8 protein-coding genes are annotated in these 14,884 nt (G+C 51.4%); 2 read left to right on the top strand and 6 right to left on the bottom strand.

Translation table 11 applies throughout. The features are described from left to right. Positions 1–271: 271 nt before the first annotated feature. Positions 272–1,396, bottom strand: coding sequence for a GntR family transcriptional regulator (locus ABIE48_RS06965; protein WP_192714960.1), 1,125 nt, complete (start codon positions 1,394–1,396; stop codon positions 272–274). Between the two features lie 355 nt (positions 1,397–1,751). Between ABIE48_RS06965 and ABIE48_RS06960 the strand changes: the two genes are divergently transcribed. Further along, on the top strand, positions 1,752–2,567 hold the full coding sequence (locus ABIE48_RS06960; RefSeq protein WP_192714961.1) for a DUF6597 domain-containing transcriptional factor: 816 nt from the start codon (positions 1,752–1,754) through the stop codon (positions 2,565–2,567). A gap of 87 nt (positions 2,568–2,654) precedes the next feature. Then, positions 2,655–3,032, top strand: a complete 378-nt coding sequence (locus ABIE48_RS06955) for a VOC family protein (protein ID WP_145022724.1) — start codon at positions 2,655–2,657, stop codon at positions 3,030–3,032. Positions 3,033–3,169: 137 nt separating this feature from the next. Here ABIE48_RS06955 and ABIE48_RS06950 read toward each other — a convergent pair whose 3' ends face one another. The 5 genes from ABIE48_RS06950 to ABIE48_RS06930 form a co-directional block, all read right to left on the bottom strand. Next, positions 3,170–5,569: an alpha-L-rhamnosidase-related protein gene (locus ABIE48_RS06950; RefSeq protein WP_192714962.1), complete on the bottom strand. Its 2,400-nt coding sequence runs from the start codon at positions 5,567–5,569 to the stop codon at positions 3,170–3,172. Then, entirely contained in the window at positions 5,566–7,332 is a 1,767-nt protein-coding gene (locus tag ABIE48_RS06945) for a hypothetical protein (RefSeq protein WP_192714963.1), read from the bottom strand. The genes ABIE48_RS06950 and ABIE48_RS06945 overlap by 4 nt, the downstream gene beginning before the upstream one ends. Positions 7,333–7,703: 371 nt before the next feature. Further along, the gene (locus ABIE48_RS06940) at positions 7,704–11,168 is read right to left on the bottom strand and encodes a DUF5722 domain-containing protein (protein WP_192714964.1); all 3,465 of its coding nucleotides are present in this window, start codon (positions 11,166–11,168) and stop codon (positions 7,704–7,706) included. A 423-nt stretch (positions 11,169–11,591) separates the two neighbouring features. Then, the gene (locus tag ABIE48_RS06935) at positions 11,592–12,659 is read right to left on the bottom strand and encodes a glycoside hydrolase family 88/105 protein (protein WP_192714965.1); all 1,068 of its coding nucleotides are present in this window, start codon (positions 12,657–12,659) and stop codon (positions 11,592–11,594) included. 101 nt (positions 12,660–12,760) lie between these two features. Beyond that, the gene (locus ABIE48_RS06930; protein WP_192714966.1) at positions 12,761–14,815 is read right to left on the bottom strand and encodes a beta-galactosidase; all 2,055 of its coding nucleotides are present in this window, start codon (positions 14,813–14,815) and stop codon (positions 12,761–12,763) included. Positions 14,816–14,884: the final 69 nt, after the last annotated feature.

The following is a 14,884-nucleotide window of genomic DNA, read 5'->3' as shown; positions in this document are numbered from 1 at the left end:
CTCCCCTATTTTCGAATGGTCATGATCTGAAGCGCTTACAATTGCAATAAACTTGAACGAATACGCTTCAGCTGTAAGTATACGTCTTAAATTTTGTATACTTTGATAAACAAAGTATACTGTAGTAGTTTGCCTATTGCAACAGTTTTTATTGCGAAACACGCTGAGGAAAGCTGAAGTTTTGCTGGCGGGATAAGGATGATACAACATTACCGGGGAACATGTTCTTCTTTCTTGAAAAAAAGCTCCCGTTAACCGGGAGCCCTGCAAATTAGCTATTCTTGATGCGCTGCTTCGTCGATAAGGGAGCGGTGCTGTCGCGCAAGATCAGCGTCGGAACGATCTCGTCTTTCACCAGGGACGAATGCTCCTCCTCCAGTTCAAACAGCAAAATTTCCGCCGCCCTCTGTCCCATCATGCGTGTATTCTGATTCACCGTGGTGAGCCTCGGATAGGAATACTCGCCGAGTTTCACATCATCGTAACCGATAATGCTTATATCTTCGGGGATGTTCATCCCGGATTCTCTCGCCGCGTTCATCGCACCGAAAGCCTTGTAGTCGCTTGTGGCGAATATCGCCGTTGGCGGTTCCGGCAGCTTCATCAGCCTTTTGAACCCTTCCTCCCCCATCTCCGCCCGTTCGTCTTCACCGTCGACAACGGTGATCAGGTCCGGATGGAAAGGAATATTATGCTGAGTCAGCGCCAGCTTGTAGCCTTGGAGGCGAAGGGAGAAATCCTGATTTAATTCCAAGAGCGAACTGCCTGTCAGGATAATCCCTATTCGCTGATGCCCATGAGAGATCAGATGCTGGGTGGCCAGATATCCTCCTGTCAGATTATCCGCGATAACATAGGGAATGCCCAAATGCGGATAATAGAAATGCACCGTGACAATGCGCCGATTCTCTTCCTGCCAAGCCGTTAAACGCGAAAAGTCAAAATGCCCTTTTACCGTCAGGAGGATGATGCCGGCGCTTGGATCTTCGGGCAGCTCGTAGTTTTCCCCGATATCCCAAATGTGGAACGCGACGCCGTTATCATCACATACCTCTTTAATGCCTTCAAACATATCCGTAAAAAACGGGTGGTTCAGGATGCTCACTTCATGATTCTGATGGGCAAAATACAAGGTGCGCAGCCCTTTGGAATCGGCTTGAGCCGGGTTCTCATGGACAAAGCTCCCCTTCCCCCGGATCCTGTACACGAATCCTTCCTGAACCAGATCCGACAGTGCCCGCCTGGACGTAATTTCGCTGGTGTTATACTCTTTCGCCAGCTCAATCTGAGTGGGGAGCGGATCATGCGGCTTGAGTTCTCCGGAGGCGATCTTTCGTTTAATATCGTTCATTATATATTGATACATCGGAGTCTTGTCCGATTTTTCCATATCCATGAAGCCATCACTCCTTACCAAATTGAGTTAAGTATACTTTAAACACGGTCACTCCTGCAAGCAAAAAGGCAGTCTCTGATCCTGGCGGAAAGAGAGACTGCCTGTAGGCGGCGGAACAGTAATATCATTTAAGGAGCGTCCGGAGACCGGATTCCTCCCGGCAACCCATGTTCCAGATCCGGCCATCCAACCCCCCTAAGTTTTTTTATAGGCTATACCGGCAGTATAATAGAATGAGCAGGCAGATTTGCACACTTTCTAGCGGATTACGCGCACTTCCTAATGATATATGTTACTTGATCGTCTGACACGACGATTCACGACAATAACAGAAGCGTAGCAAGGAGAGATGAAGATGACACATCCTTATCACCCTGTTCATTCACCTAATTTACAGCCTGAGTTACATCGCCCATGGTACAGTTGTCAGGAATATCCTCCGAGCAGGCACCTGGAATCTCATGTTGCTTCTTATTGGACAATGCATTTTCAACCCGTCCCGGAAAAGCAAATCCACTGGATCATACCGGACGGCTGCATAGATATCGTCATTAATCTTTATTCCCCGTCCAGCCGGAAGGCCGCCCATGTTACTGGGTTGACAACTCGTTCAGAAGTGCTGCACTTTTCGGAAGCTCGTTCGTTATTCGGTATTAGGATCTATTCGGAAGCGGCCCGGGCCATTTTAAAGTTCCCCCTTTCGATGTTTCAGGGACAACGTGTTTTTCTGGAAGATGTTTGGGGTTTTGAAGGGTTGTATTGGGTCGAACAAATCCTCACTGCGGAGACAACCCCGGACATCCTTGCGATTGCCGATCGTCAATTAAGCAAAGTGTTAGCGGAGAATAATGCGGTTACTCTCCCTTTGGTGTCTCAGAGTATGCAGATTATTTATCATAATAAAGGAAATCTATCCGTTACGGATTTAGCCGAGCAGGCTCACTGCAGTGAAAGGCATCTTAGAAGGAGCTTCAAACAGGAATTGGGTTTAAGCCCTAAGGAGATGCTGGGAATCATCCGATTTCAAAGCACACTAAAAGAGTTCTATAAGAAAAACTACTCCAGTTTGACGGATCTTGCGCTTCTTTCTGGCTATTACGACCAATCCCATTTTACGAATTCTTTTCCTCGTTATTACGGATTGCCTGTTAGACACTTAACGAGATCGTGAAAGAAGTCCGTTTTTTCCTATTTGACGGCCGATCGTACGGATACAATGATGACGTAACATGAATTCATACGATGGGAGCTGGAAAGCATGGCAATAAAGCTGAAGAGAATTGGAATTTTCGTGGAAGAGATGAAACGGGCTTTGGATTTCTATCGGCTCTTGGGATTTGAAATACCGGCTAGTGCGAACGACGAACAGCATGTTGAGGTAGAATGCAACGGATTGATCTTGGCTTTCGATACGAGGGAAACGGTGCAGACGATTCTGGGCAGCTTACAGGAGCCGATTGGAAATCGAATGGAGATTGCTTTCCATTTAGACAGCCGTGAAACGCTGGATGAATCGTATCGCCGATTGACGGCGCAAGGATATATTCGGCAGCTTGAGCCGACCGATACGCCTTGGGGCGAGCGCTATGCTATTATAAAGGACCCAGACGGCAATTTGGTTAGTCTCGTCGCTTGATTCCTGATGGAGTGGAAAGGACTGGCCGAATAGTACTTATTTGAGCTTGACGGAATTTAGTAAAGGGCTGAAATTTTTCAGCCCTTTTTATCATGCTGCAGCTGCGCAGCTGTTCAAGTTGAACGTTGTTGTCTTCGTTACCCGCTGCAATCGACCAATGGTGTCCGCTTTGGTGCTGCCTCATGAACCGGAACCGTTCCTCGAACGTGGACATGATCCTGATCCATAGACACGGATATGTCGCGCAATCCTGGCGCCTTCCATGTCATTTGTGCGGGCAGGCGAGCTTCAAAGCGGTACACTCCGTCCTCATCCCTTTTCCACTTGGCACTGATTTTTCCGTAACGGGTGACCACCGAACCTTCCGCCCACTCCACTTCCGTCACTGCGCTGGGACGGATCGTAACTTGCCCGTGACCCGCCTTAGAAATATCAATCCCAAGCAGCTCCCTGTTCAATAAATACGTCGGTGATGCCCCCCAGCCATGGCATAAACTTACCGGAACAGCGTCCTCCAGATAGGTTGGCGTATGCCCAAGGTAGGGGCTCGGCGTAGTCGAAAAGGGGAGGTTCGGATCAAAGGTTTCCCACCAGGTTGTCGCGCCCCGATCCAGCATCTCGCCCCAATAATTTCGGATGATGCGTACGGCATCCGCAGCATAACCGTAACGGAAAAGGGTCTCGAGCACGATATGATAGAAGAACGCTCCGCGAATTTGCGGAAGCCGTTCCTTCAAGTAGTACTCCTGCAAGAACACGGATATTTCCTCATCATCCATGATCCCCGACCAGGCAGCCGCAAAATTGGTCTGGGCCGTAATACTGGAGGAAAGACCATCTCCATTCAAACAGTCTGCATAAATGGCCGTATTCCGTACCCGAAGCAGGTTCCGGATGGACTTGCGAAGCTCCGCTGCTTGATGCATAAAGGAATTCCCGCGCCCCTCTTCGCCCAGCTCATACGCCAACGCGGCGGCCGTATGCAAAAATTTATAATAGAAGCAAGAGACGGCGGTTACACGATCCTCCCGGTGGATTTCATCCGACCAGTCGATAAAGCACCACATGCCGTCCCGATCCGCGTTGGCAAACAATCCGGCGTCATCTTCCTGCCCCGTAAACCACGCGGCGAGCTTCACGATATGCGGCCATAATTCCTCTAAAAAAGCCTGATCCTTCGTATAATCGTAATATTCGGTTGCACCAAACAGCCAATGCGCGCAAAAATCGGGCAGCAAATAGGCGTTCCGCTGCGGTCCGGTGCCGGGTATGGAACCGTCGTCGTTTTGTATTTTCGCCGCCTGAAGCAATGACTTCCGGACGAGCCGGGGATCGCTGAACGTTTGATAGACCACTTTGGCCATAACAACCGAGTCGGCTACCCATAGCGCGCCTTCGCGATAAGGGCAATCCTCAAAATGGTTCTGGCTGTTGACCATGGTCGTATACCGGCCGACTTCCCAAATCCGGTTCAGCTTATCATCGCTGCTGCGGAAATGTCCCCCGTCCTTGTACGGATAATGAACAAAACGGACCCGCAGGTCACAAATACGCAAGGGAACGGGCGTCGCCATGACACCCACCTTAAGATAGCGAAATGCACGCCTTCCGAACGGAGTGATCTTGTTTACGCCTTTGCGGAGGAGGTACGTATCCCTCAAATCCAATTCCAGCGATTCCCCATAAAACAGCTGCAGAACCCCGCCTTCACCGGCGATAACTTCAAGCTCCGGATAGCCGACGATCTCAGCTCCGAAGTCGTAGGTAATCTGGGGAAAAGAGCCGGGAATCGAAGCGTCCATGACCACCGGTCCCCTTCCTTCCGCCGTGTCAGCAGCTAATTGTGCTTCCGGGGCTTGGATGGACCCAAGTAACGATTCAGCCGATACCACCCTTACCGGGGATACCAAGTCTTCCTGCAGATACGGAATATCGCGCGCGACCAAGCGTGGCCAGGGGGAATCCTCCTGCTCTGCTGCTGCGATCACTTCCGCGGGCGGCCAAGAGGAATCGTCATAATGTTCGCATTCCCAGCCGTCTTCCCGGGACACATCCATCAGCTCCCGGTATCCACCCCACATGTGGAGGCGGCTTACTCCCGTTTTCCACCGGGGGGACCGCCTGCATTTCCATTCGGAGCTGCTGGCAACCGTCAGCAGGCTTGCCCCTTGGTCGTCAGCGCTGTATACGTCGAGCTGGCATATCAATCCGCCGGGCCCCTGCAGCTGCTCGGTGACGATTCTGTCCTTACCAAAATTGTGTGCGGCCACCGCAATGCAGTTCCGGCCGTTCCGGAGCAGTGCAGTAACGTCGTGCGTATCGAAAGACATCCATAACAAGTCGGATGGCGCGGGGCCTCTGCCCGCTTCGATGCCGTTAATATACAGCTTGTAGGATTGGTTGGCGGAAATCCGTACGAGCGCTTTTGTAAAGGGTACCGTCAGTTCAAGGGATTGGCGCGCTTCCACAAATACATTATTCTCATTCCCGGTTCCCTCGGCCCAAATCCATTCCGCTTCCCAGCTTGGTCTATTCATCTCTTTACCTCCAGCTTGTGCTGATCTCGAGTATCCAGAAAATGAGTGCTTATGAATGATGATTCGTCGACCGATCTGTACACAAAGTTCAATCGTCCTTCCGGCGCTGTGTCGCCGTGCAGATAAAAGTCTGCGATGTCCCCTTCGTTCTGCATATTGTCTATCCACTTGAACTCGATCCATATTCCTTTCGCCCGGTCCTTCGGAGCTTCATCGCCCCGTAGCAGTGCGAGCGGAATTTCAACATACATTTCATTCCCCGAAACGAAATAGCGGATCTCTGCCGACGCTTTCCAGTTCCAACCCCCAGTGCTGTGTTCCATCAGCGCCTTGGAGCGGTCTATGACTGTCCTGTTCACAATGTAATGGTACCCCTCCCATCCCGGGCTATGTTGTCTCCGGTTACGGATGAGCAGCATCATCCAGTGACGGTCCGTATAGGGGGTGATGGGATTTTTCGTTTTTGCGTAAAAATAAAGACAATGATCCGTATGAGCGGCTTTCAGGGTAACCAAATCATTTCTACCCGTGTCTTGAAAATAATGAAAACTCCCATATCCGGCATGATCCCGGCGCATCGTATCCCCTTCAAAGTCCCTGTATAGCTCCGGTACAGACGGCCATGCCGTAAAGTCCGGCTGTGCAGCCAGGAAGGTTCCGCTGTCCACCGGTTCGGACATGCCCTTGTAGCGGCGGATATAACCGATCAGCTGCATATAATAATGGTCTTGATACCCGCCCTTCATCGGCTCGATATCCCGGCTGAATGCAAGCGTAGCTTGATCGACGAACAAAACCGGCCGATCCGTTGTTCCCTGCAGGCGCATGGCGATCCACTCGTTCCAGCCGGTAACGAAAATGATCTGCGGGACCTCGTCAATAGCAAACTCCCATTGTTCGGCGATATTCATGCCCCGATGAATGGATTCGGGCAGATCAGCCTCCAATTTCTCCATCCCTTCGTGATAACCTCTCCCCCAATTGTTCCCGTACCCGTAAAAGGGCGTATCGCTCATGGCTACACTGGGGTGCTGCGCGACGGAAACGCTGATCACTTCCTTCTCCCCTTCATCATTAAAAAACACCCGCTGCGGCCGCTGAAATTCGATCCATGGAAATCCGTTTACCTTCGCTTCTTCATTTGGCCATTGGTTTAGGCGAAAAGTGAAAAAGGCCCGCTGTTCCTCCGTGCATTCCGCCGGATCTCCAATGATCAAAGGTTTGCCTCTCCAGTGAAACCATAGATGCTTATAGCGCCCCGGTTTGTATATATCTTCGTACAATTCCGCAATCGTTGTTCCTGAATCCGTGTTCGTGTAAAAGGCAAACTGCGGTACGGTAAAGCTTTGTCCCCATACCTCGTCCAGCACGCGAAACAATACGTCGTATACCTTCTTGTACGTAACGGCATTAGTCGTGTCAAACACGATAAAATCCACGCCCGCACTCGTCAGAAGCTGCACGTGTCTGCGAAGCACCCAGGCATCGTCATTCAGATAATAGCCATACAAAGGCTCGCCCCAGAAGTGGAATGCATTTTCCGGCCCCCAGGCCGGGTGGGTTGGGTCCCTGACCGCTTCGGGATATTGGGCGAGAATTTCGCTGTTATCAAAAGGGCCTGACGTTCCGTGCTGCCCCAGCCACAGAAAGTAAAATAAACCTACGTACCTGCCTTCGCGCCTCGGCCCCGTTTCTGCCCGCGTTGGAAGCTCCCTTCCCAACCCGTCAATACCTCCCCATTGATCGGCGTGCATTCGACTCACATGATTCCGCATCCTTTCTGCTCCTCCCAACGGATCCGTGTCACACATAGGCGGCTCAACCTCCATTAACGAATATCGCAAGCACTTATTTCTAGAATTAAGTATTCTTATTAATTATATAATATACTTTGTTTGGGATGTTTACAACTAAATATACATTGACTGGACCGATCCCCAAAGTTCAGATTAAAGGACAACTGCTCGATATCAAAAAATGACTGCAGCACTCTACCGAGTACCACAGTCATTTCTATATAAGTTGAGAAGCTTGAATGGATGATGGACGCAAGTACGTAAAATGTCCCTACGATCGCTCTTGTTTTCGGATTTCTTGATTTGATTGAAGGAATCATGCTACTCCCTTGCTTACATCATTCCAAAGGAAAGGTGAATTTACGGGAATCATAGTCCAAAGACAATGTCAGTTCTTTTTCATTTATTGGAGCATATCCGGTGATCTCCAAGGTGATGTTCTTGCTCATCCCTGTTCCAACGTCGCCAAGATCAATACTTCCCGGGGATGCTTGAATTCCTTGGGGGAGCTCCACCCTCAATTTCTTGTTCAGCTTTTGGGATCCGAGATTGGTGACCGTGACGGTAAGCTTCGCTCCCACCTCAAGCTTGTGCGACAGCTGTTGTACCGAGATCGCCAAGTTAGGAGAATGAGGATCATATTTCACTTTTTCGGCAAAACGGGCTTCATCCACACGGAATTCTCCCGTCAACGGGGCTCCTCCCTCGGAGCGCACCCAGACCTTCACCCGGTCAACGGACTTCGCTCCCTTCCAATCCCCAACTGGAAGAGAAACCAGCTGCCATCCCTGGGACGGATCCAGCTTGGCAGTTCCTTCGATCCGGTCAAATCCGCTGTACACAATAATCTTCGCCTCATATGCCTTTTCCGGATCCACATCGGCCAGCCGAAGCGCGGCTGTGAAATATGGTGTTTTTCTGGCATCGACCGGCTCCGTGAACTCTTTCTGCACGCCGGCCCAATTTTTCGCGTACGGGCTGTTGAATCTGGCTGCCAGGTAGCCTGTTCCGTTGAAGGCATCGCCGGAAGCTTTGCTCACTTCCTGCACCTCATCCGATGCGGCATAGCCGTCAGTGCCGGACTCAAAACCGCTTCCTTCCCTTGGCTTCTGCACGTCACGAATATAATCGAGGCCACCGATCGAGGGAATCGTCCGGTCCTGAAGCTGGCCGGGATCAAAATTCGGAATCGCTTCCCGCCAATCCGAAATCCCGATGATCGGCTTGGCAAACTCGGTTACTTCCAGCGAGCGGGCCGTATCGATATATTTAAAGACATCATAAATATATTTCGGTTGATCCGGCGTCACGATGCTGTCCGGGGTATGGGTCCACAAGCCGAGATTAAGCCCGCCCTCCTGTCCATGGTCAACATGCCGGTGGAGGATGAAAGCGTCAATGCCATCCAAAAACTTCACTTTATAATAAGCATAGGCATAAGCGGCCGCCTGAAGCTTCTGATGCTCTTCCGAATTGGTCAAGCTGTGGAAGCCTTGCTCCGACAGGATGATTCGCCGCATCTGACCGTTATGGAGAAGCTCCGGCTGCTTCATATAATCCACAAGAACGCCCAGGTTTTTAAACGTAATGCGCTGGGTGTCAAACGAATCCGTTGCCGTGGCATCATTCCAGAAACGCGGGTTGAACAAATCTTCCGGGTAAGGATGCGCGGCAATGTTCCAGGCGAAATCGCCTTCTTTACGCGATAATTCCGCCATTTTATCGACAATGACCTTGTTGTCGTATTTCCAAAGAGAAGCATCGTCCAGCTTTTCATTCCAGAAATGGTCCAAAGATACATACGTTCTGGCGTTGGCATACTCGCTTTTGACGATCGTGTCGATCAGCCGGAAGGTCTGGACATACTCCCGGACGTAGGCATCCACCTTTTTGGGCCCCATATTGTTCCAAACTTTGTTCTGGCCGACTTCATTGCCGACGATATAATTGACGGCTCTCCCGTATTGTTCGCTTGGCATCGAATAACGCTGCGCCATGAACCTGGTAGCCGCCTTCACGTATTTTACGCCCATGTCATTACTCGTATTGAGCGCATATACGGTCCCTCCAGGCTCGGAGTCCGGATGGATCAGGAACTCATTGGGTGAATCGGGATCCTTGATATCATACATGATCAAGATCAGGGAGACGATAATGCCGTTGTCGGACAAGCTTTTGATAGCGTTATCCATACGTTCGATCCGGTCTTTGCGGAAATAGAAGGTTTCCCCTTCAAGGTCGTAAGATATCGTATTATCTGGATGGTTATTGGATTTGTACATCAGTTCGTTGTAGCTTACATTCAGAGCGGCATGGCTGATTCCAAGCTCCTGGGCGTCACCCGTCATTTGTACCTGAAGCCCCTTAATGCTTTGCGCCTCCGGATAGGGCTCAGTGTTGCGAGCGGTGGCTTCCGGATTGGTGATATACTGCGGAGCGTCCATTGGGGTATATGTGCCGTCTTCCGCACGGAACGCAACGGCGAATTTGGAGTAGAGACGGCTCCGCTGCCCGTCATTCACAGCCGTTTCGAACCGGAACGACTCGCCTAGAGCGGTCTGTGCAAGAGGCGTCTTGGCTGAAAGCACATCCTTCGCCTCCTCGTAGGTCGCCAATTCAAACAGCTCCAGCTGTCCTTCGGGATGAGCAGACACAAAGTCTGGATTAACCTTTCCTTCCACGATGATCCTGCCGTCCTGATTTATACTGGCTTCCGCTTTGCCTGCATACGGCTGCTCCATTTCCGGCAGCTGCCTGAAGCGAATCTGGTCCACCTTGATCGTGCCGGCTGCTGCTTCCGGAATGATGCGGAATGCAGTGACGATGCCCTGCCATCCAGGATGATCCGAGAAGTTAAAGTCTTGCGAGAAAGTACCGCTGGCCGGAACGGTGAACGATTTCACCTGGTCGTCAGACCACTCTCCCCCCTCGGTCCGCCACTGGATTTTCAGTTCCTGAGCACCCGTGTCGTTCGTCATGTCGATCGTCATGCCGTTCCTCTGCGTAGTATCGATCTTGATTTCCGGTGATTCGATGTACCCGCCTTCAGCCTCCATGCGGTATGCCAATGCCCCGTCCTGTGCCTGAACCGAGCCGTTCAGGGCGGTGAAGCCTTCGGTTTCCTCTTCCTGATTAAATCCAAGATCAATTACGTTCGTCGCGCAGATATAATCGATCTGAAACCGTCCATCCCAGGAATCGTATCCCGGCTGGCCCGGCTGCACATTTTCCAGATCAAAATTTTGCATAAAGGATATTTCCATCTTGGTGACGGCATGTTTGCCTTCCCAATCCCCCAGCCGGATGAAGATCCACTTCCATTGATCCGGGCGGATATGGGCAATGCTCTCAAATTCGTCGTCTCCACTGAACAATTTCACCTTCAGCACATAGTCTGCAGATGCCTGCCAACCCCAGCTGTCTGCCGCAAACGCCAGGAAACGGTATGCAGACAAGTCCTTCGGCTGCTCGTATTCCGTATAAATCGTGCGCCATTCATACACTTTGACCGGGTCCGGGACCTGTTCCAGAGCACCGCTTCCTTCATACGGCGAGTTCGGGCCGTTTAGCATACTTGTCACATACTTGACCTCTTTGGTGTTGGTTCCCGCTTTCCATGACGCTACATCTTCAGGTGTGTTGAAATCGTGGAGGACGAGGGCTGGAATCAAATCCTGGCCCGTGAGGACATGACCCGATTGCGGAAGATCCGGTACATACGGACCTGCGTGCACCTTGAATACCGGAACAAGCTGAATAAGCATGACCACGGACAAAATACCTGATAACAGTCGCAGACGCACTTTGTGAACCTCCTTTATCATTATATTCGGTATGTATTTTATATTTTAAGTATTCTTAATTCAATTATTATTTTTCAATGTATACTTAAATAATTCTCCAGGCCTATTCGTTCCATTCCTCAATGACAAAATTCCCTTGATTCAAGCAATTCTCTGCGATTTTTGCGAAAGTTTGCGATGTGAAATAAATAAGGTAATGCCTCCGCTGGTACTAGCCGGATTCTCGTTCTCTGTTATCAAGGAAAATACTTTAATGAGCTTTCAATGTTTTGCTGCGGACTTGGATGAGTGAACCTCCTATCTCTGCTAGACTTCAATTCTAATTATAAAAGAGCAACGAATCATGTTTGATTCGTTGCTCTCTTGAGTGGTAATCCCACGCTCTCAATCACGTTCTGTTACAAGAACATCATTCTATTCATCTCACAAAGCATCCACCGACTTGTGATCCACTCTCGCTTCATTTTTCTTGAGTTCCTCAATCACCGAGGTCAGAAACGCGAGCGCCAGTCCTTGCCCCCAGCCCTGGGCCCATTTCCTGTCGATGCCGAGGTATCCGGAGATGTCATTCATGACAGCGGTGCCGCCCGATACGTTTAGCACGCGGCCGTTGCCGGCAATGTTCGCCAGCAGGCCGTCAAGCGCCTTCTGCACATATTTTGCGTGCAAAGGATTGCCTTGGGTTACCATGGCCGCCCCGATGCCCGCCGTGGCCGATACCTCGCCGTAAGCTTCCGGGTAATCCAGAACCGTTCCCCACAGGCCGTCTTCCTTCTGTAGCTTCTTAATCGCGGCAAGCTGATCGCGCAATGAGCTCCAAATATGCATCATCGGGGGATAAAGGTACCCTTCCGGCAGAATACGTGCCGCGCGGGCCATCGTATAGGCAGCCCAAGCGTTCGCACGCGCCCAGTAAATGCCTGACATATGGTCCTGTTTAATATGGTTGTAGCCGTGATACCAAAGGGCGTCGTTGTCGTCCTGCAAGTAGTTGATATGCCAGAAAAATTGATGCAGGGCGTCGTTAATGAGGTGTTTTTTATCGAACAGGATGCCCGCACGCAGCATGAAATATGCCGCCATGAACAGCGTATCCGCCCAACACTGCTCCGGAAAATCGTTCCCCGACGATACCGTATGCTGAAGCACCCGATCGCCGAAACGCAGCGCATCATTCTCCAGGTAATCGAGTTTGCTGTGAATGATCTCCGCATACTTCTCATCTTTTGTCTGCTCGTATAGCGTGAGCAGTATGTGACCCATGGCGCACGTATTCACCGTCCAGTCCGGCAGACCGGCTTCGATATATTCATCCACCCATCCCTTCATCCGTTCCAGGTAGGCCTGCTCGCCGGTTACTTCAAATGCTCTGCTGACGCCATAGTAAGCGACGCCTCCCGGCCAATCCCACGTCAGGTCCATGTCGAACGTGTAAGACGCTACTCGTCCGACGATCTGCTCCAGGTCGTTTAGGTTTGCGTTTATTTTCATCTCGGTTCATCCCCTATTCTCGTAATAGAGCCACGCGGTAACCAGGAACCCTTAAGGTGTAACTCTGCCAACCTTATGAACTTGCTTCCTGAGACGTTATGCTACCGATCGAGCTTGACAATCCATACATCATGTCCCATCAGTTCCGCCCTTCCGCCATATAGCGTACGGCCGGTCAACAGGTCGATGCCGGCCCGATCCCCCAGTTCGACGGTTGCGGCATCGGCGTTATGATTGAGCACAAATAGGTAGTCTTGGCCCTCCTTGGATCGAAGCGTCGTCTCCACGCCTGCCGGGGCGGAAGGAATGTGGGGCTTAATCCCATGGGAGGCGCACAATTGCGACAGCCAGTCTTGAAGGAATGACGCCTCCGGGCTTGTCGCCACATACCAGGCTTCACCTGAGCCGAACTTGTTCACGGTTAGCGCCGGCATGCCGCGGTAGAAATCTTCGCCGTATACCGCCTTGACCTCGGCGCCTTCCGAATGAATCAAGTCACAGAGCATGCCGCATTCGTATTCCGGCTTCATACCGGGGGTGCCGTCAGACACGACAATGCGGTTGCGCTGGTCCGGAAGCAGGGCATCGATTTCTTCCGCCCATATCCCGAGAAGCTTGCGCAGCTCGCCGGGATATCCGCCCGTCCGGACAAGATCGTTTTCATCAACAATCCCACTGAAGAAAGTCGTAACAAACGTGCCGCCTGCTTGTACGTATTTCTCCAGCTTGTCCGCTACGCCCTGCTTCACCATATACATCACTGGCGCAATGACCAGACTGTAGCTGCTTAGATCCGCCTCCACGCTGACGACGTCCGCCGCAATGCCCGAACGATACAGCGCGTCATAGAACTTATGAACTTCGTCTACATAACGCAGAGCGATTGACGGACCGCTCGACATTTCGACTGCCCACCAGTTCTCCCAATCGAACAAAATGGCCGTTTTGGCCTGAACACGGGCATCAAGCAGCGTATCCCCGAGCTGGGCAAGTTCCTCGCCGAGCTGGGCACATTCGCGAAACACGCGTGTATGCTCATGGCCGACATGCTCGATCACGGCCCCGTGATATTTCTCGCAGGCGCCGATTGATCGGCGGAGCTGGAAGAACAAGATCGTATCTGCCCCTCTGGCCGCTGCCTGGTAGCTCCACAGCCGCATGACTCCAGGACGCTTAAGCGAGTTGTAAGGCTGCCAGTTTTGCTGGCTCGGCGTCTGCTCCATGAGCATAAACGGCTGCCCCGCTTTTAAACCGCGCATCAGATCATGCATCATACCTGTGTAACTGTGGGGCGTATCGAAACGGGGATAGTTGTCCCATGACACGACGTCCATGTGCTGAGCCCATTTGTGGTAGTCGAGCTTTTTGAAGGCGCCCATCAGGTTCGTCGTTACAGGAACGTCCGGGGTGTGCTTTTTGACGGCTTCATATTCAAGCTTGTAGCACTCCAGCAGGCTGTCGGAATGGAAACGGATGTAGTCGAGCGAAATGCCTTGGAAGTTCGTCTCCGTCCGCCCGTTCGCCCCGGCCCATTCCTCGCTCAGTCCGCTTGGCAGGACAATATCTTCCCAATCGTAGAACGTGTGGCCCCAGAACCCGGTGTTCCAGGCCCGATTCACCTCATCAAGCGTGCCGTAACGCGCTTTGAGCCATTCCCGGAAAGCCGCTTCGCAGTTGTCGCAGTAGCAGTTCCCCGCACCGCCGTATTCGTTGTTAATATGCCAAATAAGCAATGCCGGGTGGTCCTTGTAACGCTCCGCCAGTTTCTCCGCCATACGAGCTGCAAACTTGCGGTAAGTCGGGCTGTTCGGGCAGGAATTGTGGCGTCCGCCGAACTTCCGTTTACGGCCATGAAAATCGACTTGGAGCACGTCAGGGTACCTGCGCGCCATCCATGCGGGATGGGCTGCCGTACTTGTGGCGAGGCAGACGCCGATTCCATCCGCGTGCAGCTTGTCCATCATCTCGTCGAGCCAATCGAAATTGTACGTGTCTTCGTCGGGTTGGTTCTTCGCCCAGGCAAATACGTTGAGCGTCACGACGTCTATACCAGCCAACTTGAACATACGTAAATCTTCGTCCCAGACCGGCTTCTCCCATTGATCCGGGTTGTAATCGCCGCCATACCAAATTTTCGCTTTTTTCGTATTAATCAACTTGTCACACCTCAATCTATATGATAAAACTGCAATAGATAACCCTATCTTAATGGCTTATGATATCTG

This window comes from Paenibacillus sp. OAE614, assembly GCF_040546645.1.
Taxonomy (GTDB): domain Bacteria; phylum Bacillota; class Bacilli; order Paenibacillales; family Paenibacillaceae; genus Paenibacillus_AQ; species Paenibacillus_AQ favisporus.
This window is presented reverse-complemented; position numbering and strand designations above follow the sequence as displayed.

What these genes read in the sequence shown, in the direction of transcription:
- ABIE48_RS06965 (WP_192714960.1), bottom strand. Translation starts at nt 1,396, where the DNA reads ATGGATATGGAAAAATCGGACAAGACTCCGATGTATCAATATATAATG.
- ABIE48_RS06960 (WP_192714961.1), top strand. Translation starts at nt 1,752, where the DNA reads ATGACACATCCTTATCACCCTGTTCATTCACCTAATTTACAGCCTGAG.
- ABIE48_RS06955 (WP_145022724.1), top strand. Translation starts at nt 2,655, where the DNA reads ATGGCAATAAAGCTGAAGAGAATTGGAATTTTCGTGGAAGAGATGAAA.
- ABIE48_RS06950 (WP_192714962.1), bottom strand. Translation starts at nt 5,569, where the DNA reads ATGAATAGACCAAGCTGGGAAGCGGAATGGATTTGGGCCGAGGGAACC.
- ABIE48_RS06935 (WP_192714965.1), bottom strand. Translation starts at nt 12,659, where the DNA reads ATGAAAATAAACGCAAACCTAAACGACCTGGAGCAGATCGTCGGACGA.